The sequence below is a fragment of the Anaeromyxobacter terrae genome, from assembly GCF_022690685.1.
GTDB lineage: Bacteria > Myxococcota > Myxococcia > Myxococcales > Anaeromyxobacteraceae > Anaeromyxobacter > Anaeromyxobacter terrae.
Genome location: NZ_JALCYY010000043.1, coordinates 21241 through 46693 on the forward strand (window position 1 = coordinate 21241; position 25453 = coordinate 46693).

Annotated in this window: 19 protein-coding genes; 14 read left to right on the forward strand and 5 right to left on the reverse strand. The window is 74.0% G+C overall.

From position 1 onward, the window contains the following. The first annotated feature begins 12 nt into the window (after positions 1-12). Positions 13-816 (forward strand): phosphatase PAP2 family protein, encoded by an 804-nt coding sequence (locus tag MNY62_RS17895; protein ID WP_242345558.1) that lies wholly within the window; start codon positions 13-15, stop codon positions 814-816. 218 nt (positions 817-1034) lie between these two features. Here MNY62_RS17895 and asnS read toward each other — a convergent pair whose 3' ends face one another. Then, positions 1035-2339, reverse strand: coding sequence for an asparagine--tRNA ligase (asnS, locus tag MNY62_RS17900; protein ID WP_242345559.1), 1305 nt, complete (start codon positions 2337-2339; stop codon positions 1035-1037). A gap of 156 nt (positions 2340-2495) precedes the next feature. Between asnS and leuS the strand changes: the two genes are divergently transcribed. Continuing rightward, positions 2496-4994 carry a leucine--tRNA ligase gene (gene leuS / locus MNY62_RS17905; protein ID WP_242345560.1) on the forward strand — a complete coding sequence of 833 codons (2499 nt, stop codon included), beginning with the start codon at positions 2496-2498 and terminating at the stop codon, positions 4992-4994. 176 nt (positions 4995-5170) lie between these two features. Next, positions 5171-5683: an LPS assembly lipoprotein LptE gene (gene lptE, locus MNY62_RS17910; protein ID WP_242345561.1), complete on the forward strand. Its 513-nt coding sequence runs from the start codon at positions 5171-5173 to the stop codon at positions 5681-5683. Here the strand turns inward: lptE and rpsT are convergent, their stop codons facing one another. Together rpsT and mazG are read right to left on the reverse strand one after the other, a co-directional pair. Continuing rightward, positions 5684-5956 carry a 30S ribosomal protein S20 gene (gene rpsT, locus MNY62_RS17915; protein ID WP_242345562.1) on the reverse strand — a complete coding sequence of 91 codons (273 nt, stop codon included), beginning with the start codon at positions 5954-5956 and terminating at the stop codon, positions 5684-5686. Between the two features lie 497 nt (positions 5957-6453). Further along, on the reverse strand, positions 6454-7311 hold the full coding sequence (gene mazG, locus MNY62_RS17920) for a nucleoside triphosphate pyrophosphohydrolase (RefSeq protein WP_242345563.1): 858 nt from the start codon (positions 7309-7311) through the stop codon (positions 6454-6456). Positions 7312-7361: 50 nt separating this feature from the next. On the opposite strand from mazG, the gene MNY62_RS17925 reads away from it, so the two are divergent. The 8 genes from MNY62_RS17925 (at position 7362) to prfB (ending at position 18178) form a co-directional block, all read left to right on the forward strand. Further along, entirely contained in the window at positions 7362-9536 is a 2175-nt protein-coding gene (locus MNY62_RS17925; RefSeq protein WP_242345564.1) for a hypothetical protein, read from the forward strand. 11 nt (positions 9537-9547) lie between these two features. After that, the gene (locus tag MNY62_RS17930) at positions 9548-10744 is read left to right on the forward strand and encodes a DUF4388 domain-containing protein (RefSeq protein WP_242345565.1); all 1197 of its coding nucleotides are present in this window, start codon (positions 9548-9550) and stop codon (positions 10742-10744) included. Positions 10745-10833: 89 nt separating this feature from the next. Then, entirely contained in the window at positions 10834-11919 is a 1086-nt protein-coding gene (locus MNY62_RS17935) for a PhoH family protein (protein ID WP_242345566.1), read from the forward strand. Between the two features lie 99 nt (positions 11920-12018). Continuing rightward, a complete protein-coding gene (locus MNY62_RS17940; RefSeq protein WP_242345567.1) occupies positions 12019-14364 on the forward strand; it encodes an HD family phosphohydrolase in 2346 nt (781 codons plus the stop codon). Next, a complete protein-coding gene (ybeY, locus tag MNY62_RS17945; RefSeq protein ID WP_242345568.1) occupies positions 14361-14945 on the forward strand; it encodes an rRNA maturation RNase YbeY in 585 nt (194 codons plus the stop codon). The genes MNY62_RS17940 and ybeY overlap by 4 nt, the downstream gene beginning before the upstream one ends. Continuing rightward, positions 14942-15214 (forward strand): ribbon-helix-helix protein, CopG family, encoded by a 273-nt coding sequence (locus MNY62_RS17950; RefSeq protein ID WP_242345569.1) that lies wholly within the window; start codon positions 14942-14944, stop codon positions 15212-15214. Before ybeY ends, MNY62_RS17950 begins: the two co-directional genes overlap by 4 nt. Positions 15215-15275: 61 nt before the next feature. Beyond that, positions 15276-17036: an apolipoprotein N-acyltransferase gene (lnt, locus tag MNY62_RS17955; protein ID WP_242345570.1), complete on the forward strand. Its 1761-nt coding sequence runs from the start codon at positions 15276-15278 to the stop codon at positions 17034-17036. Between the two features lie 22 nt (positions 17037-17058). Further along, positions 17059-18178, forward strand: a protein-coding gene (gene prfB, locus MNY62_RS17960; protein WP_242345571.1) for a peptide chain release factor 2 whose coding sequence is annotated in 2 segments (ribosomal slippage) — positions 17059-17127 and positions 17129-18178 — 1119 coding nt in all. Because the reading frame shifts where the segments join, the coding sequence is not laid out codon by codon here. A 22-nt stretch (positions 18179-18200) separates the two neighbouring features. On the opposite strand, the gene MNY62_RS17965 is transcribed toward prfB, so the two are convergent. Continuing rightward, on the reverse strand, positions 18201-19082 hold the full coding sequence (locus MNY62_RS17965) for a PilZ domain-containing protein (RefSeq protein ID WP_242345572.1): 882 nt from the start codon (positions 19080-19082) through the stop codon (positions 18201-18203). After that, on the reverse strand, positions 19079-20191 hold the full coding sequence (locus MNY62_RS17970; RefSeq protein WP_242345573.1) for a type IV pilus twitching motility protein PilT: 1113 nt from the start codon (positions 20189-20191) through the stop codon (positions 19079-19081). The genes MNY62_RS17965 and MNY62_RS17970 overlap by 4 nt, the downstream gene beginning before the upstream one ends. A gap of 230 nt (positions 20192-20421) precedes the next feature. Here MNY62_RS17970 and MNY62_RS17975 point away from each other — a divergent pair, with 230 nt between their 5' ends. From MNY62_RS17975 to MNY62_RS17985, 3 genes are all read left to right on the forward strand, one after another. Continuing rightward, positions 20422-21495, forward strand: coding sequence for a glycosyltransferase (locus tag MNY62_RS17975; RefSeq protein ID WP_242345574.1), 1074 nt, complete (start codon positions 20422-20424; stop codon positions 21493-21495). Then, entirely contained in the window at positions 21474-23729 is a 2256-nt protein-coding gene (locus MNY62_RS17980) for an amylo-alpha-1,6-glucosidase (RefSeq protein WP_242345575.1), read from the forward strand. Before MNY62_RS17975 ends, MNY62_RS17980 begins: the two co-directional genes overlap by 22 nt. A 542-nt stretch (positions 23730-24271) precedes the next feature. Continuing rightward, entirely contained in the window at positions 24272-25177 is a 906-nt protein-coding gene (locus MNY62_RS17985) for an AAA family ATPase (RefSeq protein ID WP_242345576.1), read from the forward strand. The last annotated feature ends 276 nt before the right edge of the window (positions 25178-25453 follow it).

Genomic DNA, 25453 nt, shown 5'->3' on the forward strand with positions numbered 1-25453 from the left:
GGGGAGGGGAGGATGGCATCCGGAACGGGCGGGCGGAGGGCCGCGGTCTGCGCGCTCGTCGCCGCGGGGTTCGTCGCGACGCCGTCCTCCGCCGCGGCGGAGGGAGGGACCCCGCGCGAGGTCTTCCACGTCGATCCGGTGGTGGACGGCGCGATCATCGCGGGCGCCGCGCTCGGGAACCTCGTGCCCTGGCTCCTCGAGGACCAGCTCATCGACATGCGCTGCCCCTGCGACCGGGGCGAGGTGAACCGGCTCGACCGATGGGCGATCGGCCTCCACAACGACGCCGCGGCGCACGTGAGCGATGCGACCGTGTACCTCGCGATGCTCGGCCCGCCGCTCGCAGACTGGGCCGTGCTCGGGAGGAACCGCGCGCTCTTCGAGGACGTGACGGTGTTCGCGGAGACGCTCGCCGTGAACGGCGCGCTGAACGCGCTCGCGAAGTACACCACCCAGCGGCCCATCCCCCGCGCCTACGAGGGTGAGCCGGCGTACCTGAAGCAGCCGGGCTCCTACCGCGCCTTCTGGTCCGGCCACACGAGCACGACCGTCGCGGCGCTCACCGACGCCGCCTGGACGATGCGCCTGCGCTACGGGGAGCGCCGCTGGCCCTGGCTCGTCGCCGGGATCGCCGGCGCGAGCGTGGCGGTGGAGCGCGTATGGGGAGGCCATCACTTCCCGAGCGACGTGGTGGTCGGCTTCGCCGCGGGCGCCGCGGTCGGCACTGCCGTGCCCCTCCTGCACGCCCGCCGCGGCACGGGAAGCCTCACCCTCGCCCCCCTCGGTCGCGGCCTCGCGCTGACGGGAGCCTTTTGAGCGAGGAGCCGGGGAGGGGCCCCGCGCAACGCGCGGGGAGGGCGAAGCCCTCCCGGCGGGGAACGGTCGCGAACCCGCGAAGCGGGCGCGACCGTTCACGGGCCCCGCCGAGCAGGGGTGGGGCCCCCGGGGGGGGGGGGGCCCCCCGCGGGGGGGGGGGGGGGCGCCGCCCCCCGTTCGATCCTGGCCGTGAGCCTCCGCGCGAAGCGCGGTCAGGCTCACGGCGTGATCCGCTCCATCATCCGCGCGAACGGGATGGTCTCGCGGACGTGGTGAAGGCCGCAGATCCACGCGACGCAGCGCTCGACGCCCATGCCGAAGCCGGCGTGCGGCACCGTCCCGTAGCGGCGGAGGTCGAGGTACCACTCGAACGCCTCCTTCGGGAGCTGGTGCTGCGCGATGGCCGCCTCGAGCGTCTCGAGCGAGCTCTCGCGCTCGCCGCCGCCGATGATCTCGCCGTAGCCCTCCGGCGCGAGCACGTCGCAGCCGAGCGCGACCTTCGGATCCGTCGGGTCCTTCTTGAAGTAGAAGGCCTTCATCTCCGCCGGGTAGCGGTGGACCATCACCGGGCGGTCGAACTGCTTCGCTACGACGGTCTCCTCGTCGCCGCCGATGTCGTCGCCCCACTTCATCGGGTGGCCGGCCTTCTGCAGCACCTCGACCGCCTCGGTGTACGTGATGCGCGGGAACGGCGGCTTCACGTTCTCGAGCTTCGAGACGTCGCGCTCGAGGACCGTCTCGAGCTCCTTGCGGTGCTTCGCGAGGGCCGTCTGCACCACGTGCGAGACGAACTCCTCCATGAGTTGCATGTCGCCGTCGAGGTCCATGTAGGCGACCTCCGGCTCGACCATCCAGAACTCGGTCAGGTGGCGGCGCGTCTTCGACTTCTCGGCGCGGAAGGTCGGGCCGAAGCAGTAGACCTTCCCGAGCGCCATCGCCGCGGCCTCCATGTACAGCTGGCCGGACTGCGTCAGGAACGCCTTGCCGAGATCGAAGTAGGGGACCTCGAAGAGCGTGGAGGTCCCCTCGCAGGCGGACGGCGTGAAGATCGGCGCGTCGACGAGGGTGAAGCCGCGCGCGTCGAAGAAGTCGCGGATCGCCTTCTCGACGGTGTGGCGCACTCGGAGGATGACCTGCTGGCGCTGCGAGCGGAGCCAGAGGTGCCGCTGCTCCATGAGGAACGCGACGCCGTGCTCCTTGTGTCCGATCGGGTACTCCTGCGCGGGGCGGGCGACGATCTTCAGCTCGCGGACGTCGAGCTCGAAGCCGATCGGCGAGCGGTCGTCCTTCTTGACGAGCCCGGTGACGGAGAGGCTCGTCTCCTGGGGCAGGTGGTCTGCCTCGTGGAAGACCTCGGGCGTCACGTTCCCCTTGAACACGACGCACTGGATGATGCCGGTGCCGTCGCGCACCTGCAGGAAGTGGAGCTTCCCGGAGGAGCGGCGGTTGTACAGCCAGCCGTGGAGGGTGACCTCCTTCCCCTCGTGCTGGGCGATGTCGGCGATGTGGACGGGCGGGAACATGCGGGTGGGCTCCGTGGGCTTCGGGGCGCTGGGAGGCGGGCACTATAACCGAACGCCCGGCGGCCCGCGGCGCCTCGAGGCGCCGCGGGAGCGGGGGCGCCGCGCCTCAGGAAGGGCAGACGAACCCCCCGACGTCCGGTAATATCGCCGGCCCCTATGGCGATGAACGAGCGTTACGAGCCGCAGTCGATCGAGCAGCGCTGGCAGTCACGTTGGGAGGGGGCGGGCGCCTTCCGCGCCGGCCGCCGACCCGAGGTCGAGAAGCGCTACGTGCTCGAGATGTTCCCGTATCCGTCGGGCGCGATGCACATGGGGCACGCGCGCGTCTACACCATCGGCGACGCGCTCGCGCGCTACCTGCGCATGCGCGGGTACGACGTGCTCCACCCCATCGGCTTCGACGCGCTGGGCCTCCCCGCCGAGAACGCGGCCATCAAGGACGGCCGCCACCCGGCCGAGCGGACGCGCGAGAACATCGTCGCGTTCCGCGCCGAGATGAAGACGCTCGGCTACGCGTTCGACTGGGAGCGCGAGGTCGTCACCGCCGACCCGTCCTACTACCGCTGGAACCAGTGGTTCTTCCTGAAGATGCTCGAGCGCGGGATCGTCTACCGGCGCGAGGGGAAGGCCAACTGGTGCACCGGCTGCGCGACCGTCATCGCGAACGAGCAGGTGGTCGAGGACAACCGCTGCGAGCGCTGCGGATCGCCGGTGGTCGAGAAGGTGATCCCGGAGTGGGCGTTCCGCATCACCGCCTTCGCCCAGGATCTGCTCGACGGGCTCGACGGGCTCACCGAGTGGCCCGAGCGCATCGTCACGATGCAGCGGAACTGGATCGGCAAGAGCGTCGGCGCGGAGGTGGACTTCGCGGTGCCGGGGCAGGAGCCGATCAAGGTCTTCACCACGCGCGTAGACACGATCCACGGCTGCACCTACGTGGTCCTCGCGCCCGAGCACCCGCTCGTCGAGCGGCTCACGCGCCCGGAGCGGCAGGCGGAGGTGCGCGCCTTCGTCGAGCGCATGCGCAAGACCGACGCCGCGGAGCGCACCGGCGAGGCGGCGCCGAAGGAGGGCGTCTTCACCGGCGCGCGCGCGGTGAACCCGTACACCGGCGAGGAGGTCCCGGTCTGGATCGCGAACTTCGTGCTCGCCGAGTACGGCACGGGCGCGGTCATGAGCGTGCCGGCGCACGACCAGCGCGACTTCGAGTTCGCGCGCAAGTACGGGCTGCCGATCCGCGTCGTGATCCAGCCCGCCAAGGGCGAGCGGCTCCCCCGCGGCGACGCCCTCACCGAGGCGTACACCGCCGACGGGGTGCTCGAGGCGTCCGGCGACGCGACCGGGCTCGACAGCGCGGCGGCGCGCGAGAAGCTCGCCGCCGAGGCGAAGGCGCGCGGCTTCGGCCAGCCGACGGTCCGCTGGCATCTGCGCGACTGGGGCTTCTCGCGCCAGCGCTACTGGGGGACGCCGATCCCCGTCGTCTACTGCCCCGACCACGGCGTCGTGCCCGTCCCCGAGGACCAGCTCCCCGTGACGCTGCCGGCGGAGGCGCTCATCACCGGTACGGGCGAGCCGCCGCTCGCGAAGGTGCCGTCGTTCGTGAACACCACCTGCCCGCGCTGCGGCGGGCCCGCGCGGCGCGAGGTGGACACGATGGACACCTTCGTCGACTCGTCCTGGTACTACGCGCGCTACCTCTCGCCGAAGGACGACACGCGGCCCTTCGACCCCGCCGAGGCGAAGCGGTGGCTCCCCGTCGACGTGTACGTCGGCGGCCCGGAGCACGCGGTGATGCACCTCCTGTACTTCCGCTTCTGGCACCGGGTGATGCACCGGCTCGGCCTCGTCCAGGAGGACGAGCCGGTGAAGCGGCTCGTCACGCAGGGCATCGTGAACGGCCCGGACGGCCGCAAGATGTCGAAACGCTGGGGCAACGTCGTCGCCCCCGGCCCGATCGTGGCCCGCTTCGGCGCGGACACCGTGCGGCTCTTCATGCTGTTCGCCGCGCCCCCGGAGAAGGACATCGACTGGTCGGACGAGCAGGTGGACGGCCTGTTCCGGTTCCTGTCGCGGGTCTGGCGGATCTTCCACGCGCGGCAGGAGTGCTTCCGCGCGCCGGAGGCCGCGCTCGCGCAGGCGCAGGGCGACTTCCTCGAGCTCCGCCGCAAGACGCACCGCACGATCAAGCGCGTCACCGACGGGATCCAGGGGGACCTCAAGTTCAACACGAGCATCGCCGCGCTGATGGAGCTCGTGAACGCGCTCTACGCGCTCGAGCCGGCGAGCGAGCCGGACCGCGCCGCGGTCCGGGAGGCGCTCATCGCGGTCGCGACCCTGCTCGCGCCCTTCGCGCCGCACGCGGCGGAGGAGCTGTGGCACGAGGTGCTCGGACCGGCGGCGCGCGACGCGCTGCTCGCGGAGCATCCGTGGCCGGCGTTCGACCCCGCGCTCGTGGCGGCGGACGTGGTCACGATCGCCGTCCAGGTGAACGGCAAGCTGCGCGGCGAGGTCCAGGCGCCGGTCGCGGCGGGCGAGGCCGAGGTCCGGGCGCTCGCCGAGGGCGAGGAGCGCGTGAGAGCGCACCTCGACGGCAAGAGCGTCCGCAAGGTCGTCTTCGTGCCGAAGCGGCTGATTAATTTCGTGGTGGGGGGGTAGCCGGTGAAGCTGGCTCCCCCCCCCCACCCCCCCGGCGCGCTCCGGGGCGGCCTCAGCCGGCCGCCCCTGCGCTGGCGTTTGCGGCAGGCGTTCCGCTCGCGGGGTAGCCGGTGAGGCTGGCTCCCCCCCCACACCCCCCCGGCGGCGGCCTCGGCCGGGCGCGCGTGCCTGGTGCGGTGCGATCGGCCGCGCTCGGCCGCAGCGCGTTCGCCGGGCTCGCGGCTGCGCTCGCGCTGTCCGCCTGCGGCTACGGGCTCGAGAACCGCTACGTCGCGAAGAGCGGCGCGGAGCGCGTCCACGTGCGGCCGTTCGAGAACCTCTCCACCGAGGCGTCCCTCGGGGCCGAGCTGACGGCGGCGTTGCGGGACGAGCTCGCGCGCCGCGGGGCAGCGGCAGGGCCGGGCGCGCCGGCGGAGATCATCGGGGAGGTGCGCGCGAGCGCACCCGGACCGTCCTCGCCGACGCCGTACGGAGCTTCGTACCCGCCCACGTGGCGCATCGGCGTGGTGGTGAAGGCTCGCCTCGTCGTGGACGGGGCGACGGTGTCGGAGCGGACGGTGCGACGCGAGGCCGACTACCTCGCCGGCGTGGGCGGCGACGCGCTCGAGACGGAAGGGCGCCGCGCGCTCGCGCTCCGCCGGGTGGCGGACGACGCGGCGCGCGAGCTCCTCCGCGCGTTCGAGCGGTAGCTACTTCGCGGCGGCGGTCTTCGCCGCCGCCTTCGCGAGCCGCGAGATCTTCCGCGACGCCGCGTTCTTGTGGACGACGCCCTTCGACGCCGCCTTCTCGAGCGCGCGCGCCGCGGACTTGAAGGCGTCGCGGGCAACGTTCGCGTCACCCTGCGTGATCGCCTCGCGGGCCTTCTTCACGGCGCTCTTCACGCCGGTGCGGACCTGAACGTTGCGGGCGCGGCGCTTCTGCGCCTGACGGTTTCGCTTCTCGGCCGATGCGGTGTTCGCCAAGCTGACCTCTGTGCTCTATAGGGGTACGAGGGCGCGCTATCTACCGTCCATCGCGAGCGACGTCAAGGGGTTATGACGGCTCGGCCGCGCGGTCCCGCCCTGGATGGCGCGCATCGACGCGGCTTTCGTCGGCGTGGGGCTGCTCCGCGCGCCCTACGGCCACGCGGTTCCGCCGCTCATTCGTTCGGCGCGCCTTAGGGCCGCGCGCCTCGGCGCGGCGGCGGTCGCGGGCGTCCTTCTGCCACGGCCGCCTGCGGACTACCCGAACGGCTATCCCGCGTCGGGTGCGGGTCCGGGAGACACAGGGGGAGGGGGAGTTATCCACCGGCGGCGAAGAGGCGGCAATCCGCGCGGGTCACTTGACGCCGCAATGTGGACGTAGGCGGGTGTGTCAGCGGTCAAGCTGCGGAAATCACACGGGTTCGTGCCTGCTGCAAGATGCGGCTACGACCGCCAAGGGCGCGGAAAACCGCTTCCGCAGGGGGCTGCCCACAGACTTATCCACGTTCTTTCCCCAAACCCCGTGGCGGCTCGGTGACGCCCGGATCGGCAGGCGATTTCGCCTTGCCCTCCAGCACCTTCGCCTCGTTCCAGAGGGCGTCCATCTCCTCCAGCGAGGCGCCGGCGTGGGGCACGCCGCGGCGCGCGAGCTCTCGCTCGATGTGGGAAAAGCGCGCAACGAAGCGTGCGATCGTCCCCCGCAGGGCCTCCTCGGCGGGTATCCCGAGCTTGCGGGACAGGTTCGCTGCAGCGAATAGCACGTCGCCCAGCTCGTGCTCGATCGCGTCGCGGTCGCCCGAGGCGATCGCCTGGTCGAGCTCGCCGATCTCCTCGGCGAGCTTCTCCCTCGCGCCGCCGGCGTCCGGCCAGTCGAAGCCGATGCGGCTCGCCTTCTCGGTGAGCCGGTCCGCGCGGGCGAGGGCGGGCATCTCCCGCGGCACGCCCTCGAGCACGCTCTCGCCGCGGCCCTTCGCGCGCTTCTCCTCGCGCTTCAGCGCGGCCCACTGCCGCAGGACGTCGTCCGCGTCCTTCACCGCGACGTCGCCGAACACGTGCGGGTGGCGCGACACGAGCTTGTTCGAGATCGCATTCGCGACGTCGGCGAAGTCGAACTGGCCCTGCTCGCGCGTGAGCTGCGCCTGGAAGACGATCTGGAGGAGGAGGTCGCCGAGCTCCTCACAGTGCTCCCGGGCGTCGCCCGCGTCGATCGCCTCGAGCACCTCGTAGGTCTCCTCGAGGACGTACGGCCGGAGGCTCCGCAGCGTCTGCTCACGATCCCACGGGCAGCCGTCGGGCCCGCGGAGCCGCTCCATGATCCCGAGAAGACGTTCGATCGCATCGGTCGCGCGCGACATGGTCGCGTCTTCTTAGCCCAGGAGCGGGCGTGCTAGCATCCCGTTCTCGCGTGGCCCACCGCGGATCGCACACCCTCCTCTTCGCGCTCCTCTTGCTCGCCGTGCCGCTCCAGGCCGCCGCGCAGCTCGCGCCGCCCCGGCTCGTCGTGGAGGGTGAGGAGGCCGCCGAGGACGTGGCTCCGCGGGAGCCGCCCCCGCCGGCCGCTGCGCCGGTCACGCCGGCCCCTGCCGTCGCGCGGCCCGCCGCCGCGCTCCCCGCCGCCCGCGCTCCCGGCTCGGCCCGGCCCCCCACGTCCGGGCCGGCCGCCGCTGCGCCGGAACCCCTTCCGGCGGCGTCGGGGCAGGTCCCCTCCGCCACGCCGGACCCGGGCCCCGCGCCGCCCGCCGCAGCGGAGGTGCGGCTGCCGCCTGCCGAGCGTGCGCGCCGCATCATCCCGGTCTCGACCACCTACGCCCAGCTCATGCGGCGCTGGGGGGAGCGCCGCGATGCGCTCCGCGACGGAGATCCGGCGCGCGCGGACGCGGCCGCCGAGGCGCTCCTCGCCGCGCGGCGCGAGCTCGGGATCGAGAACCTCGTCCCGCTCGCGCTCGCCGAGGCCCGCGCCGTCTCGCGCGCGCTCGACTCGGCGCTCACCGCCGAGGCCGTCGCCCACGGGCAGCTCGCGGTCGCGCTCGCGCCGGACCTCCCGGACGCGCACCTCGCGCTCGCGCGCGCCCGGTTCGCCGAGGCTCCCGGCCGGCCCGCGCCCGCGCTCGCCGCGCTGCGCGACACGGCGCTCGCCGCCGCCCGCGATCCGCAGACGCGCCGCGCCTTCCTGGCCGACGTCCTCGCCGCGGCGCTCGCGGCGGCGGTCACCTGCGCCGTCGCGGTGCTCGTCCTCTTGCTAGCGCGCCGGCTGCCGCTCCTCGTCCACGACTTCCACCACCTCCCGCTCGTGCGCGGCACCGCGCGCGTCCAGGCCGCCTTCCTCGCGATCGTCCTCCTCGCGGCCCCGATCGCGTTCGGGCTCGGACCGCTCGTCACGCTCGCGGTGCTGGCGCTCGCAGCCTGGCCGTACCTCGCGCGTGCGGAGCGCGCGGTCGCGACCGCGGCGCTCGCGGCGCTCCTCGCGGTGCCCTGGGCCTCCAGCGCGGCGGCGCGGACGACCGCGTGGACCGGCACGCTCGCGGAGCGGGTCCAGGCGGTCGAGCACGGGGCGGCCTCCGACGAGGACGCCGCCGCGCTCGAGGCCGCAGCAGGCGCGCCCGCCCCCGCCGCGGTCCACGCCGCGCTCGGGAGGCTCGCGAAGCGGCGCGGCGCTCTCGCGGCGGCGCTCCGGCACTACCGCGCGGCGGCCGAGGCGGACGAGCGCGCTCCGGAGCTCTCGGTGAACCTCGGGAACGCCCTGTTCCTCGCTGAAGATCTCGAGGGCGCGCGGGCCGCCTACCTCGCCGCGTCGGACCGCGCCGCCGGCGACCCCCTCGTGCTCGGCGCCGCGAACTACGGGCTCTCGAAGCTGTACCTGCGCACCGCCGACATGGAGCGGAGCGCCGCCGCCCGCGAGAAGGCGGAGGCGCAGGCCGGCGCCTTCCTGCGGGCGCACGGCTCGGACGACGACTTCTCCGCGAACCGCTGGCTCGTCGATCTGCCGGTCCCCGAGGCCCGCCTCGAGGCGCTCGCGAACGGCGACGGGGCGGCGGGTCGCGTGCGCGCGTGGGCGGAGGCGCGGCTCGCCGGGGCGCTCCCGCGCGCGGCGCTCCCCTGGGCCGGGGCCGGGTTCCTCGCGGCGCTCTGGCTCCTCTCGGCGCTCGTCCCGCGGCTCGGTCCCTCGCGCGCGTGCGAGGGCTGCGGCGGGCCCGCGTGCCGCCGCTGCGGGCCGGCCTCGGAGGTCCGCTGTGGCCAGTGCGTGAACGCCTTCGAGCGGCGCGGGCTCGTGGACGCCCGCGACCGGCTCCGCAAGGAGACGCAGGTCAGGCGCCACGCGCGCGTCTCCGCGCTCTCGACCCGCATCCTCGCGCTCGTCGGCGGCGGCGCGGGCCAGCTCTGGAGGGGCGCGCCGGTGCGCGGGGCGCTCCTCCTCCTCGCGCTCCTGTTCCTCGGGTTCGTGGTCTGGTTCTGGCGCGGCGTCCTGCCCCCGCCCCAGGCGACCCCGTGGGTGCTCGCGGGCAAGCTCGCCGTCGCGGCGCCGCTCGCGCTCCTCGTGTGGGGGCTCGCGGTGCGCGACGCGTTCCGCCGCACGCGCTGAGGGAGACGGGGATGGCGCTCACCGGGACCCTCAAGGACTTCGGGATCGCGGAGATCCTCCAGCTCATCGGCCAGCAGGCGAAGACGGGCGTGCTCCACCTGCGCGGGCGCGGCGACGAGATCCGCATCGCCCTCGCCGACGGCTGCGTCGTCCGCGCGGAGTCGACGGGCCGCAAGTCTCGCGAGCGGCTCGGGACGCTGCTCGTCCGCGCCGGGCTCCTCGACCCGGACGCCCTCCAGCACGCGCTCGACGTCCAGAAGCGCAGCCTCCGCCGCCTCGGCGACGTCCTCGTCGAGGAGGGGCTCGTCTCGATGGCGGCGCTGAAGGAGATGACCGCGCTGCAGACCACGGAGACCGTCTACCGGCTCTTCCACTGGAAGAGCGGGACGTACGCGTTCGAGCCGGGCGACGTGGACTGGGATCGCGAGTCGGTCACTCCGCTCCGCGCCGAGTCCGTCCTGATGGAGGGGTTCCGGCAGGTCGACGAGTGGCCGATGATCCGCAAGCGGATCACCTCCACGGCGATGACCTTCGAGCGGCTCCGGTCGCTCGGCCCCGAGCGGGCCTCCGGCCCGGTGCCCGCGCCCGGACGCGGTGACGACGTCGACGCGGCGTTCGACGCGCTCGGCGAGGAGCCCGCCGAGCGGAAAGGCGAGTTCGCGAGCCTGGGTCCGAACGAGCGGCGCGTCCACGCGCTCGCCGAGCCGGGGAGGCCCGTCGAGACCATCGTCGACCTCTCCCGCCTCGGCGAGTTCGAGACCTGCAAGGCGCTCCTCGCGCTCGTGAACCTCGGCTACCTGCAGCCGATCGCGCCGGCGCGCCGGACCTCCGCGGTGGGGGTCTACGGGCGGGAAGGGTGGGGCGTCCGCCTGCGCCGCGCCGGGGTCCGCGTCGTGACGACCGTCGCGCTCGCCGCGGCGCTCGCCGCGATCGCGACCTGGGTCGACGAGCGCGGCCTCGCCGCGCAGGCGAGCGCGGAGGTGGGGGACGACGCCGGCCGCCGGTTCCTCGCGCGCGCCCAGGCGGCGCGGCTGCGGAGCGCGCTCGAGGTCTACCGCGTCGAGCGGGGCGAGTACCCTCCCTCCCTGTCCTCCCTCGTCGAGGCCGACCTCGCGACCGCGCGCGATCTCCGCCACCCGTGGCCCGTCGAGTGGTACTACCGGCGAACGGCCGAGGGCCGGTTCGTGCTCCTGCCCCCCGTGGAGTAGCCACTCCTCCGCGTGCCGGCCGGGGCAGCGCCGGTTATCGTGCGGTGGAGGACCGCGAGGCGACCGACGCGTGGTCCCGGAGGAGACGCTTGGGTCAGACCGCGGCGGAACCGCTGAAGACGGCACGGCTCGATTTCCCGGACAACGACAAGGTTCGCGCGCTCTGTGGCGCGCACAACGAGCACTTGAAGCTCATCGAGCGCCGCCTCGGCGTGCAGCTCGGCCTGCGCGGCGGGCAGATCGTGGTGGCGGCGGCCGAGGAGGCGCGGGTGCGGGTCGCGGAGGGGCTCGTGCGGGAGCTGTACGGGCTCGTCGAGGACGGCTACCCGCTGTACCTCGAGGACGTCGATCAGTCGACGAAGCTCGCCGGCCAGGGCGTGCCGCTCAAGGAGATCTTCGGCGACACCGTCTTCGTCTCCTCGCGCCACCGGATCATCACGCCGAAGGGGCTCGCGCAGAAGCGCTACATCCAGGCGATCCGCGATCACGACATCGTCTTCGGCATCGGCCCCGCCGGCACCGGCAAGACCTACCTGGCCATGGCCATGGCGGTGGCGTTCCTCGTCGACCGCAAGGTGAAGCGCATCGTGCTCACGCGGCCGGCGGTGGAGGCGGGCGAGAAGCTCGGCTTTCTGCCCGGCGACATCGCGGAGAAGGTGAACCCGTACCTGCGGCCGCTCCACGACGCGCTGTTCGACATGGTCGACTACGAGAAGGCGACGGCGTTCATGGAACGCGGCACGGTCGAGGTCGCGCCGCTCGCCTTCATGCGCGGCCGCACCCTGAACGACGCGTTCATCATCCTCGACGAGGCGCAGAACACGACCGAGGAGCAGATGAAGATGTTCCTCACGCGCCTCGGCTACGGCTCGAAGGCGGTCGTCACGGGCGACGTGACGCAGGTGGACCTGCCGTCCGGCCGCGGCTCCGGGCTCATCGAGGTCCAGAAGGTGCTGCGCGGCGTGGAGGGCGTCGCGTTCTGCCCGTTCAGCGAGGTGGACGTGGTCCGCCACCCGCTCGTGCAGGAGGTCGTGCGCGCCTACGACGTGTTCGAGGCGGAGCGGCGCGCCCGCGTCGAGGCCGCGAAGGCCGAGCGGGAGAGGGATCGCCCGGCCGCGCCCGCGGCCCTGGCGCCGGCGGGCGGGAACGCCGACCGGCCGGGCGCCAGCGAGTAGGACCCCGGCCGGGGGAAGCCTACCGGAGCCTTCCGAGGTTCCATCGGGGACGCCGGACCCCGTTGCCAGGGGGCTCCCCCGGTGCGAGTCTGCGCGCCTGTGCCCGAACCGACCGAGGCTCCTTCAACCCAGCCGCCCGTGCAGGCCGCCGTCGGCCCGCCCCCTGAGCGGCGCGTCGACTGGCTCGGGCGCGTCATGCGCCTCGGGCTCGTCCTCGTCATCGCATCGGCGGCAGGCTTCCTGCTCGCGCCCTTCGCCGCGCACCGGCTCCCGGGGGCGGACGCGCTGGGGCTCCCCGCGCCCGTCACCATCAAGGCGGACCGCGACTACGACATCGTGGACGCGGAGGCGACCGCTCGCCGGCGCACCGAGGCCGCCTTCGCCGAGCGACCGGTCTACGACCACGACGCAGGCGCCGCCGACGAGGCGGTCGCCCGCATCCACGCCGCCTTCGAGCTCATGAGGGGCGAGGAGGCGGCGCTCCGCGACACGCCCGCGGCCCGGGACGGCCGCGAGCTGGAGCGGCGCTACGCCGCGCAGCGGGACGCGTTCGTCTCGCGCCTCCAGGTGCTGGTGCGCGACGAGGACGTCGCCGCGCTCGCCCAGGCCCGCTTCTCCGAGGCGGTGGAGCACGATCTCGCGGCGCTCGCGCAGAAGGGGCTCGACGGGCTCGTCGTCGAGGACGCGAAGCTCCTCCCCGCCGGCCGCGATCCCGCCTTCGCGCTGCGCACGTTCCGCGACGGCGCGCCGAACGGCGAGCGCACGCTCTCGGACTTCTCGCTGGTCCGGACCGCGGAGAAGGCGCGCGAGGAGGTCGCGCGGACCGCGGCTGCGCGGCTCCAGCACGAGCCGTCCGCGCTGCGCGCGGCGATCGGGCGGCTCTCGGTGGCGATGGTCCGTCCGACCCTCGTCCACAACCAGGCGGAGACCGAGCGGCGCAAGGCGGACGCCGCCGCGCGCGTGAAGCCCGTCGTCATCCCGGTGAAGCGGGGCGAGAAGATCATCGGCGACGGCGAGCGGATCGAGCCGCGACACCTCGTCGTGCTCGAGGGGATCCGCGCGCAGCGCCAGGACGAGGACATCACCCACGTCCGCCTCGGCGGCGGCGCGCTCGTCGGCCTCCTGGTCGTGCTGCTCTGGGGCTACGCGCGCCGGAACTTCCCGCACTTCCGCCCCGCCCGGCGCGACGCGATCCTCATGGCGGGGCTGCTCCTCGGGACGCTCGCCCTCGGGTTCCTCGGCTTCACCATCGCGGACGCGCTGCACGAGCGGTTCCCGCTCCTGCCGCGGCCCTCGCTGCATTACCTCGTGCCGTTCGCCGCGGGCGCCATGATCGTGCGGCAGGTGCTCGCCGCGGAGACCGCGCTCCTCTTCTCGCTCGCGGCGGGGCTCTCGGCGGGGCTCCTCGCCGGCCAGTCCATGTCGTTCGCGGTCTACGCGACGCTCACCTCGCTCGCGGCCGCGGGGCTCGTGCCGGGGAGCCGCGACCGGGCGGGCCTGTTCCGCGCCGGGCTCGCGGTGGGCGTCGTGGGCGTGGCGGTGACCGTCGCGATCGGCCTCCACGGGGGGAAGGGCGCGGCGGAGATCCTCGTCGCCGCCGCCGCCGCCCTGGCCGGCGGGGCGCTGCTCCTTCCGGTGGCGGTGGTGGGGATCCTGCCCGCCGTCGAGGGGCTCTTCGGCTACGTCACCGACGTGAAGCTCCTCGAGCTCGCGAACCTGAACCACCCGGCGCTGAAGGAGCTCATCGTCCAGGCGCCGGGGACCTACCACCACGCGATCCTGATGGGCTCGATGGTGGAGGCGGCGGCGCAGGCGATCGGCGCGAACCCGCTGCTCGCGAAGGTGTGCGCCTACTATCACGACCTCGGGAAGATCCGGAATCCGGTCTACTTCGCCGAGAACCAGCGGGGCGAGAACCGCCACGACGCGCTCGCGCCCAGCATGAGCGCGCTCATCATCAAGCGCCACGTGACCGACGGGCTGGAGCTCGCGCGCCAGTGGCGCCTCCCCAAGGTGGTCGCGGACGCGATCCCGCAGCACCAGGGGACGCGGCTCGTCGGCTACTTCTGGGCGCGCGCGCTGAAGCTGGCCGCGGAGGGGAGGGGCGCCCCGCCGGACGAGGCGCTCTTCCGCTACGCGGGCCCGAAGCCGCAGAGCCGCGAGGCGGCGCTCGTCATGATCGCCGACTCGTGCGAGGCCTCGTCGCGCGCGCTGCCCGAGCCGACCGAGGCCGCCCTGCGCGCGCTCGTGTCGAAGCGGGTGAACGAGATCTTCAGCGAGGGCCAGCTCGACGAGTGCGAGCTCACGCTCCGCGACCTCAACGCCATCGCGGGCGCCATGGTGAGCGCCCTCGAGGCCATCTACCACACGCGGCCGGCGTACCCGGCGCGCGCCGGCGAGGAGCCGCCCGCGCCGCCCGCGATCCAGGTCGTCTCCCGGCCGTGACCGTCCGGCTCGCCACCGAGCACCCGCGCGGGAGCGCCGCCGCGCGCCGCCTCCGCGCCCGCGCCGCCGCCTACCTCGCCGCGCTCGGCCGGGATGAGGCGGAGCTCTCGGTCCTGATCGTCACCGATCGGCGCATCCGGACCCTCAACCGCGAGTGGCGCGGGAAGGACGCGGCGACGGACGTGCTCTCGTTCCCGCTGAGCGAGCCGCCGGGGAATGGGCCGCTCCTGGGCGACGTGGTAATCTCGCTCGACACCGCCGCCCGGAGGGCGCGCCAGGAGCGGCGGGAGGTCGGGGCGGAGCTCGATCGCTACCTCGCACACGGGCTCCTTCACCTGCTCGGCTACGACCACGAGCGGCCCGCCGACGCGAGGCGGATGGCGCGCAAGGAGGCGGAGCTCGCGCGCGCCGAGGGGCTCGTCGGCGCGGCGCTCCGGGAGGGCGGCCGGCCCGCGCAGGGCGGCCGGGAGACCGAGACGAAATGGACCCGTTCGCCGACATCGATCTCGACTCCGAGTCGGTCTGGCTCGACGGCGCGTGGTACACGCGCGAGGACCTCGCGCGCCGGCTCAAAGAGATGATCGAGGCGGGCGACTTCCGCGTCTCCCGTCCGAGCCAGGCGCTCGAGCGGCTGGAGGCGGCGCTCGCGCAGGCGCGCATCGTCACCGTGCGCATGCCGGCCGACCTCGCGGACGCGGTCGGCGCCACCGCCACGCGGCTCGGCCGCCCGGTCGGTCACCTCGTGCGCGAGGCGGTCGCCTACTACCTCGCCGCCGCGGCCGCGTACGGCGCCGGTCAGGCCGAGCCCGCCTCCGGGGACCCGCCCGCGGCCGCCGAGCGGCGGCGCTAGGTACACGAGTTGCGCCGCGGGCCGCGGCGCGCCAAGACAATCCCCGATCGCACGGATCCCGATGAAGCGCGCTCTCCCGTACCTCGCCGCGGTGGCCTCCGGCGCCGCCCTGGCGCTCGCCTTGCCGCTCGTCGTCCCGTTCCTCTCCATCCGGCAGGTGGATCCCGCGGGCTGGCTCGAGCCGGTGGCGTGGTTCGCGCTCGTGCCGGCCCTGCTCGCGCTCCGCGGGGCGCCCTCGGCGCGCTCGGCGGCCCTGCGCGGTCTCGTCGCCGGGCTCGGCTACTTCTACGTCGCCATCTACTGGGTCTCGAACGCGATGACCGAGTTCGGGGGGCTCTCCCTCGGGCTGTCGCTCGTCGCGCTCACGCTGCTCGTGCTCTACATGGCGGCCCACTGGGCGGCGGCCTTCGCCATCGCCTGGACGATCCGCGCGCGGCTCGGGTGGCCGCTCCACCGGCACCTCCCGCTCGTCTGGGCCGCGCTCGAGCTCTCGCGGAACTACCTCTTCTCGGGCTTCCCCTGGGCGGACCTCGGCTACACGCAGGTGCGGACGCTCCCGGTGGCGCAGCTCGCCGCGCTGGCGGGCGTCTACGCCATCGCCGCCCTCGTCGTGCTCGTGAACGCGGTGCTCGCCGAGGCCATCGCGGCCCGCCGCGAGGGGCGGCCGTCGCCGCGCAGGGCGCTCGCCGCGACGGCGGCCGTGCTCGCGCTGGTCGTGGCGCACGGCGAGCTGAGGCTCCGCCACGTCCGAGCCCGGATGGCCGAGGCGCCGAAGCTCACCGTCGGGGTCGTGCAGCCGAACGTGAACCAGTCGGTGAAGAACCGGGCGCGCGACAACCGGGACTACATCCTCGACCGGCTCGTGCCGCTCACCGTCGAGGCGGACCGGCGCGGCGCTGATCTGGTCGCGTGGCCGGAGTCGTCCTACCCGATGTACCTCTCGCCCGGGGTGCGCTCGCTCGCGCTGCCCGGGTACGAGCTGCCGACCCTCTCTCGCGCGCACCTGCTCATGGGCGCCGCGACCATCGAGCGGCTGCGCGGCCCGGGCGGCGAGCGCGTCTCGCGCGTCGGCAACGTGAACCTGCTCCTCTCGCCCAGGCTCGAGGTCCTCGGCGGCTACCAGAAGCACCACCTCGTGCCCTTCGGCGAGTACGTGCCGCTCCAGGAGTGGCTGCCGTTCCTGAAGCAGATCGTGCCGAGCTTCGCGCCCTCGGCGCCGGGCGCCGAGCTCGCCGTCCTCGAGTTCCCCGCGCCCGCCGGGCAGGGGGCGCCGGATTCGCCGCCGGAGGGGCGCAGCGCCGGCGGGGCGCTGGGCCTCGTCGCGCCCGCGCGCGCGGCGGAGCCGGCCGAGCCGCGCGACTCCGTGCGCCTCGCGCCGATGATCTGCTTCGACGCGATCTTCCCCGAGATCAACGTCGCCTTCGCCCGCCAGCCGCTCGAGCCCGAGCTGCTCGTGAACTCCACGAACGACGCTTGGTACGGCTACTCCTCCGGGCCGTATCAGTTCCTCGCGATCGTCCGGATGCGGGCGATCGAGGCGGGCAAGGCCGTCGTGCGGCCCGCCTACGCGGGCGTCTCGGCGGTGCTCCTCCCGACCGGTGAGGTCGCCCCGGGCGCGCTGGAGATCGGCCCCGTCGACCTCGATCGCGCGCCCCAGCCCGACGAGCCGGCGCGGCTGCTGCTCGCCGAGGTCCCGCGCTTGCGCGGGCGCACCCCCTACACTACAGTCGGCGACCTCTTCGCCTACGCGAGCGCGCTGTTCACCGCGGTGACGCTCGCGGCCGCGCTCCGCGCCGGCCGACGCCGCGCGGCGCGGACGTAGCGAGACGCCCGAGGACCTCCCCATGGCCGGACCGACGAACGAACGCATCGCGGAGCTCACGCGCCGCCTGGAGGCGCTCCGGGGGTCGCTTTGACGTCGACCGCAAGCAGCGGCGCGTCGAGGAGATCGCGAAGCTCTCCGAGGACGGCGCGTTCTGGGCCGACAACGCGAAGGCGCAGGCGCTCCTCAAGGAGAAGGCCCAGCTCGAGGCCGTGACGGGCGGCTACGGCCGCGTGCGCCGCGGGCTCGACGACGCGGAGGCGCTCGCGGAGCTCGCCGAGGAGGCGCGCGACGAGGCCACCCGCGCCGAGGCGGCGCAGCAGTGCGAGGTCGTCGCGAAGGACCTCGAGGCCCTCGAGTTCCAGCGGATGCTCTCCGGCGAGCACGACCGCGCCGGCGCGATCGTCGAGGTGAAGAGCGGCGCGGGCGGCGTCGAGGCCATGGACTGGGCCGCGATGCTGTACCGGATGTACATGCGCTACTGCGAGCGGCGGGGCTGGGCGGTCGAGCCCGCCGACCTCGTGGCGGGCGAGGAGGCCGGCATCTCGCAGGCGTCCTTCATCGCGCGCGGCGACTTCGCCTACGGCTTCATGAAGGCGGAGAAGGGCGTGCACCGGCTCGTCCGGATCAGCCCCTTCGACCAGGCCGCGCGCCGCCAGACGAGCTTCGCGGCGGTGGACGTGACGCCCGAGATCGAGGACGACATCGTCGTCGACATCAAGGAGGCCGACGTCCGCATCGACACCTACCGCTCCTCGGGCGCCGGCGGGCAGAAGGTCAACAAGACCGACTCGGCGGTCCGAATCACGCACATCCCGACCGGCCTCGTCGTCGCGGTCCAGAACGAGCGCTCGCAGCAGAAGAACCGCAGCGTCGCCTGGAAGATCCTGCGCGCGAAGCTCTACGACCTCGAGGAGAAGAAGCGCGCCGAGGCCCGCGACGCCGTCGAGGCCCAGAAGAAGGACATCGACTTCGGCTCGCAGATCCGCAGCTACGTCCTGCAGCCCTACCGGATGGTGAAGGATCTCCGGACGGGCGTGGAGACGGGCAAGGTCGACGACGTGCTCGACGGCGACCTCGACGGCTTCATCCAGCCCTACCTGCTCGGCGTGCGCCGGACGGATCGGCCGGTGGAGGATTAGCGTCGGCGGTCGCGACCCGTCGCTACTGCGGTGAGTACACGATCGGCTGGCGCGCCAGCACGAACCGGTCGATCGCGTCGACCGCCCAGCCCGGCAGGTTGAAGAGCTTCACGCCGCAGCCGGTGGGCTGGCGGCCGATGGTCGCGCTCTTCTCGCGCACGAACGCGACCTCGCCCTCGAGGTCGATCCGCCGTCCGTCGGCGAGGCCGAGCCGCACCTGGAGGCGCGTGCCGGCCGGGGGCGGCATGGCGGTGGCGATGAAGACGCCGCCCGAGTCCACCCGCCGCGTCGGGCCGACGTAGAAGTTGTGCTCGGAGACGAGGCTCACCGTGACCTCGACCCGGGTCGGGACGGGGCGCGAACGCGGCTCGTCCACGAGCTCCTCGTCGATGAGCGCCATGAGGTCGACGGGGCTGCGCGGGCGCGGCGCGGCGAGCGGACCGCCGCCGTCGGCGAGCGAGTGCGCGGGCGCCGCCACGGGGCGCTGCGGGGCCGGGGGAGCCGCCACGGCGCCGGGCGGGACGACGCCGACGGTCCGCTCCACCACGACGAGCGGCCGCGAGAGCACCTCCGCGCGCGCCAGCGCGCGCTCGGCTCCGGCGACCGCCGCGAGCGGCTCGACCACCTCGCGTGAGGGCGCGACCATCACGACGCGCACCCCGACCTTGGCGGCGTTCGCCGCGGTCGTGAGCGCGGGCCCCCAGCTCCCGTCGGGCGCGGCGGGCAGGAGCAGCACGAGCACGTGCGGCGCGACCGCGCGCACGATCGCCTCCAGCTCGGCGGGGCCGGGCATGCAGTGGATCGCGTAGCCCGCCCGCTCGAGGTGCAGGTGGAGTGCGATCGAGACGTCTGCGTCCGAGCCGACCACGAGGACGCGCGACGCCGCTGGCGCGGCGAGGGTCACGCGGTGCGGCCCCCCGTCTCCATCAGGATCCGCCGCTCCAGATCGGCGCGGTTCGTCGCGTTCGCGAGCGCGCTGTCGAGCGAGATGTGCTTCGACTCGTGCAACCGGTACAGGTACTGGTCGAAGCTGTTCATGCCGAGATCGGAGCCCGCGGTCTCCATGTAGGTCTTCAGCTCGGAGATCTTCGAGCGGTCGCGGATGAGCTCGCGGACGGTGCTCGTCGCGAGCAGCGCCTCCACCGCCGGGATGAGGCCAGCGGCGTCGGCGCGCATGAGGAGCCGCAGCGCCACCACCGCCTGGAGGTTGTCGGCGAGCCGGGCGCGCACCGTGTCCTGCTCCTCGGCGGGGAACAGCCCGACGAGCCGGTTCACCGCGCGCGGGACGTCGGGGGTGTGGAGGGAGGTGATGACGAGGTGGCCGGTCTCGGCGGCCTTGAGGCAGATGTCCGCCGCCTCCCGGTCGCGCAGCTCGCCCACCATGATGATGTCGGGGTCCTGCCGGAGCGCCGCGCGCAGCGCGTCGGTGTAGCTCGCGGTGTCCGAGCCGACCTCGCGCTGGATGACGAGCCCCTTCCCGCCGGGGAAGATGAACTCGATCGGATCCTCTACCGTCACGACGTGGAGCCGCTCCTGCTGGATGATGTAGTTGATGAGCGCGGCGATCGTCGTCGACTTGCCGTTGCCAGTCGCCCCCGTGACGCACACGAGCCCGCGCCGCGCCTCCGCGATGGTGCGGACCACGGGCGGCAGGTTCAGGGTCTCGAAGTCGGGGATCTGGAAGGGGATGGTGCGCATCACCGCGCCCCAGCTCCCGCGCTGCTTGAAGATCGAGGCGCGGAAGCGGGAGACGCCCGGCAAGGAGTAGCTGCGGTCCACCTCGCGGAAGTCGAGCGGCGTGAACCCGGAGCCCGGCGCCCCCAGGACGAAGTTCGCGATCGCCTCGGTGTCGGAGTGGGTGAGGGGCGGGTACTTCGCGGCTAGCAGCTCGCCGAACACGCGGTACGTCGGCGGGTAGCCGACCTCGAAGTGGACGTCGCTCGCCTGCCGCTTCACCGCGAGCTGCAGGAACGAATGGAACATCTCCTCGCTGAGCGGACCCTGGCCATCCATGGCCGGCGAGTCTACCCGCGCGGCGGGCGAGCGGCCAATCGCGCGCACGCGGGAACGTCTCGGGGGAACGATGTCGTCCGGGCGCCTACGCCGGCGCCGCGCGGCGCCGCGCGCACCCCGCCGCGAGAGCGCCGGGCGTCCGCGGGACGCGCGTGAGGGCAGGCCCGCGCCCGGCGCGCGCCGCCTCGCGTGCGTGGCCCCGGCGCAGGCCACGGCCTACCGTGTAGGAGGTGCGCATCGCGATCGTGTCGACCCCGTTCGTCCCCGTTCCTCCCCCGGCGTACGGCGGGACGGAGCTCGTCGTCCACGCGCTCTCCCGCGCCCTCGCCCGCGCGGGGCACGACATCACCGTCTTCGCGACCGGCGACTCGACGGCCCGCGGCGTCCGCGCGCTGTACGAGCGGGCGGTCTGGCCGCCCGATCCCTACGCCGAGCTCCTCCACTGTCGCTTCGCCGCGCAGGAGATCGCGGCGGGCGGCTACGACGTCGTGCACGCGAACGTCCCCGCGATGCTCGCCTTCGCCGACGAGCTGCGCCCGCCGATGGTCTACACCCTGCACCACGCGCTCGTGCCCACCCTGGCGCGCTTCTACGAGCGCGTCGACGGCGTGCGCCTGGTCGCCATCTCCTCACGGCAGGCGGAGCTCGCGCGGCCCACGCCGCACGACGTCGTCCACCACGGGCTCGATCCGGAGCTGTATCCGGTCGCCGGCACGGGCGGCGGCGGGGCGTTCTTCCTCGGGCGGCTCTCCTGGTGCAAGGCGCCCGAGCTCGCGATCTCGGCGGCCGCACGCGCCGGCGTCCCGATCACCGTGGCCGGCGCCATTCACGACGACGCCGCGCCGGAGGGGTGGCGCGAGGGCGTGCTCGCCCCCGCGCTCCGCGAGCCTCACGTGAGCTGGGTACACGAGGCCGATCTCGCGACGAAGCGCCGCCTCTTCGCGACCTCGCGCGCGCTGCTCGTGCCGCTGCGCTGGGAGGAGCCGTTCGGGCTCGTGATGATCGAGGCCGCGCTCGCCGGTTGCCCGGTCATCGCGTCGCCCCTCGGCGCAGCGCCGGAGATCGTCGAGGACGGCAAGACCGGGTTCCTGGTCCGCGGGGAGCGCGAGATGGCCGCGGCGCTGCGGCGGGCCGGCGCGCTCGACCGCCGGGCCATCCAGGCCCGCGCGCGGCGACGGTTCGGGGCGGACCGGATGGCGGCCGGCTATCTCTCCGTGTATCGCGCCGCGATCGCCGAGCGCATGCGCACGCGGCTCGGCGCGGCGCCCGGGGCGGAGGACGGATGGACGACGCTCGCGCAGTGAGCCTCGCGCGACCGGAGGACCTGCTCGGCTACTCGGATCCCTCGACCCAGCCCGAGGCCACCGGGGTCGACAAGCTCGTCCTGAAGCGCGGAAACCTCTTCCTCGTCGCGAACCGGCTCGGTGACGTCGCCCCGGCGGGCGCGCGGGATCTCGGGCTCTTCCTCACCGACACGCGCCACCTGTCCTCGTGGAAGCTCTCGGTGAAGGGGGGGCCGCCGCTCTGCCTGTCGTCGCAGGTGTCGCCCGAGTACGTCGCCCAGATCGACTTCACCGTCACGAGCCTGCACGAGGGGGATCTGCTCGGGCGCGAGCCGGTGAACTACGTCCACCTGCGGCGCGATCAGATCATCGACGACGTCTTCGTCGAGCGGATCGTCCTCACGAACTTCCTCGACCGCCCGATCTCCTTCTGGCTCGAGATGGCGTGGGCGGCGGACTTCGCGGACGTCTTCGAGATCCGCGGCGCGCAGCGGGCGGCGCGGGGCACCTACGAGGTGCCGCGCGTCGAGAAGGACCGCGCCATCCTGCGCTACGACGGGCGCGACGGGCGCGGGTACGCGACGGAGATCCGCCTCGAGGGGCTGCGCGCGGACGGGCCGGCGCGGCTCTCGCGCATGGGCGGCCGCGGCGCGCGCGTGGACCTCCACCTCGATCCCGCCGGCAAGGTCGAGCTGTCGTTCGTCGTCGCCGCCGGGATCGAGCGCGGCCCGGCGGCCGGCCGGAGGGGGCGCGACGAGGACCGCGAGGTGCCCCGCGGCCCATCCGCGTCGTTCGACGCGCGCGCTCACGCGACGCGCGAGGCCTACGACGCCTGGGGGCGCGGCGCGACGCACTTCCGCTCGTCGAACGACCTGTTCGACCTCGCGCTCCACCACGCCGTCGCCGATCTGAAGGCGCTGCGCGTCTATCACTTCGGCGAGCCGGTCATCTCGGCGGGGATCCCCTGGTATACCTGCCCGTTCGGCCGGGACGCGCTCATCACCGGCTACGAGGCGATGCTCGCCGCGCCGGAGGTGGCCCGCGACGCGCTCCGCTTCCTCGCTCGGCTCCAGGGCACGGTCGACGATCCGGAGCGCGACGAGGAGCCGGGGAAGATCCCCCACGAGATCCGGTTCGGCGAGATGGCGTCGGCGGGCGAGGTGCCGCACTCACCGTACTACGGCTCGGCCGACGCGACCCCGCTCTTCCTGGTCGTGCTCGACGAGTACGACCGCTGGACGGGAGACCGCGCCACGGTGGAGTCACTCCTGCCCGCCGCCGAGCGCGCGCTCGGGTGGCTCGACCGCGCCGCCGCTCCTGCCCGCGGCGGGCTCGTGACGTACGCGCGCCGCACGCCGAAGGGGCTGCGCAACCAGGGCTGGAAGGACAGCCACGACGGCGTGCCCTTCGCGGACGGCCGCCCTGCGGAGCCGCCGATCGCGCTCGTGGAGGTGCAGGGCTACGCCGTGGACGCGCGCCGCCGGATGGGCGAGCTCTACCGGCGCCTCGGCCGCGACGCGGACGCAGAGCGGCTCCTCGCCGCGGCCAGGGCGCACGCGGAGGCGATCGAGGAGCGCTTCTGGATGGAGCAGGCGGGCACCTACGCGATCGCCCTCGATCGCGAAGGGCGCCAGGTGGACGCGGTGACCTCGAACCCCGGCCACCTCCTCTTCTCCGGCGCGGCGGCGCCGGACCGGGCGCGGCGCGTCGCCGCCTCGCTGCTCGACGAGCGCATGTGGAGCGGGTGGGGGATCCGCACGCTCGGCGCGGGGCAGGCCGCCTACAACCCGCTGAGCTACCACAACGGCACCGTCTGGCCGCACGACAACGCGCTCTGCGCGATGGGAATGAGCGCCTACGGCGAGGTGGAGCGCGCCGGGGAGGTGCTGACCGGGCTCTGGCAGGCGGCGCAACACTTCCGGCTGCTCCGGTTCCCGGAGCTCTTCTGCGGCCTCGGACGCGACGGCGGCCGCTTCCCGGTGCACTACCCCGTCGCCTGCTCGCCGCAGGCGTGGTCGTCGGCCGCGTGGTTCCTCCTCGTGCGCGCGGTGCTGGGGCTCCACCCGGACGCGCACGCCCACACGCTCCACGTCCGGTTCCCGTGGCTCCCGCCCTGGCTCGACGAGCTCACGCTCGAGGGCGTGCGGGTGGGCGCCGCCCGCGCGACGCTGCGCTTCCTGCGCGGGCCGAAGTCGGCCTACGCAGAGGTGGTCGACGTGGAGGGTGGGCCGCTGCGCGTGCGCATCGAGGTGTGATGGTGCCCGTCGCTTGCGTGGAGCCTTCGCGGCTCCATGCAAGCGGGTGGCGCCACGAGGCTTCCCGTCCTGCGCTGCAAGAAAAAGCGAGAGGCCGCAGGTGGCCCCGCGGCCTCTCGAGCTCTTTGGCGCGGTGGCGCCGACTAGGGTTCTTCGCCAGACGCCTCACTCGAGACGAACGGCGGGGGGAGGAGTCGAGCGTCCGACCACGCGTCGACTTGGACGTGAGACGGGAGGTGGGCCCTGCAGTGTGAGCTGTTTGGCTGGAGCTTCTTCATGGCAGGGTCCTTGGCCGGCCTCCGGCGGGACTCGCAGACAGACTTCTTCAATTGGCGTGCCGAACCCCTCCTGCGGCAAAACCATGTAAAGTCGAGCGGTTGCGGTAACCCCCTGCGGGGCATGCCTGTAAATCTGATGGTTCCACACGACGCCAGGGTGTAGCGGACCCCGGTAACATGACCGGTCGATGCTCGACCGGGCCTGCGCCCGCGCTTAGGAAAGACGCGAGGGAGCGCGCCCGTCGCACCGCGCCGCGAGGAACCATGTTCGCCACCGTCGAAGAAGCCGCCGAGAAGCTCGCGCGCGCCGGGTACCTGCCCTCGCGCGAGATCGCGACCGCCGTGTTCCTGGCCGACCGGCTCGAGAAGCCCATCCTCGTGGAGGGCCCGGCGGGCGTGGGCAAGACCGAGCTCGCCCGCGCCTTCGCGCAGGCGTCCAGCCGCTCCCTCGTCCGGCTCCAGTGCTACGAGGGGCTCGACGAGTCGAAGGCGCTCTACGAGTGGGAGTACGCGAAGCAGCTCCTCTTCACGCAGCTCCTCCGCGATCGGATCGGCGAGGCGGTGTCCGGCGCCGAGTCGCTCGCCGAGGCCGCGGATCGGATCGCGGGGGAGGGGAACGTCTTCTTCAGCGAGCGGTTCCTCCTGCCGCGCCCCGTTCTGCGCGCCATCACGAGCGAGGAGCCGGCGCTCCTGCTCGTGGACGAGATCGACAAGGCCGACCCCGAGCTCGAGGCGTTCCTGCTCGAGGTGCTCTCGGAGTGGACCGTGACCGTGCCGGAGATAGGCACCATCCGCGCGCGTCAGGTGCCACGCGTGGTGCTCACCTCCAACGCGGCGCGCGATCTCTCCGACGCCCTCAAGCGCCGCTGCCTGCACCTGCACATCGACTTCCCCTCGCGCGAGCGGGAGCTCGCCATCGTCCGCGCGAAGGTGCCCGAGGCGGCGGAGGCGCTCGCGCGCGCCGTGGTCGCGGCGGTGGGGAAGCTCCGCACGCTCGATCTCAAGAAGGCGCCGTCGATCGCCGAGACGCTCGACTGGATCCGCGCGCTCGCCGTGCTGAACGCGACGGAGCTCGACGCGGCGCTCCTCGACGACACTCTGAACGTCGTCCTCAAGTACGAGGCGGATCTCTCCCGCGCGCGCGAGCGGCGCGGGGAGTGGCTGATCTAACGGGGGCTGCGCCCCCGCCCCGCCGACGGCTGACCGCCGTCGGCCGGGGCCCCCACCCCTGCTCGCCGGGTCCCGTGCGCCCCCGCGTGGCGGCGTCGCCGCGAACGCGGCGGCGCCCCGGCGGGGGGGGGGGGGCGGGGGGGGTGGGGGGGCGCGTCCGCCTGCGCCGCGCCGGGGTCCGCGTCGTGACGACCGTCGCGCTCGCCGCGGCGCTCGCCGCGATCGCGACCTGGGTCGACGAGCGCGGCCTCGCCGCGCAGGCGAGCGCGGAGGTGG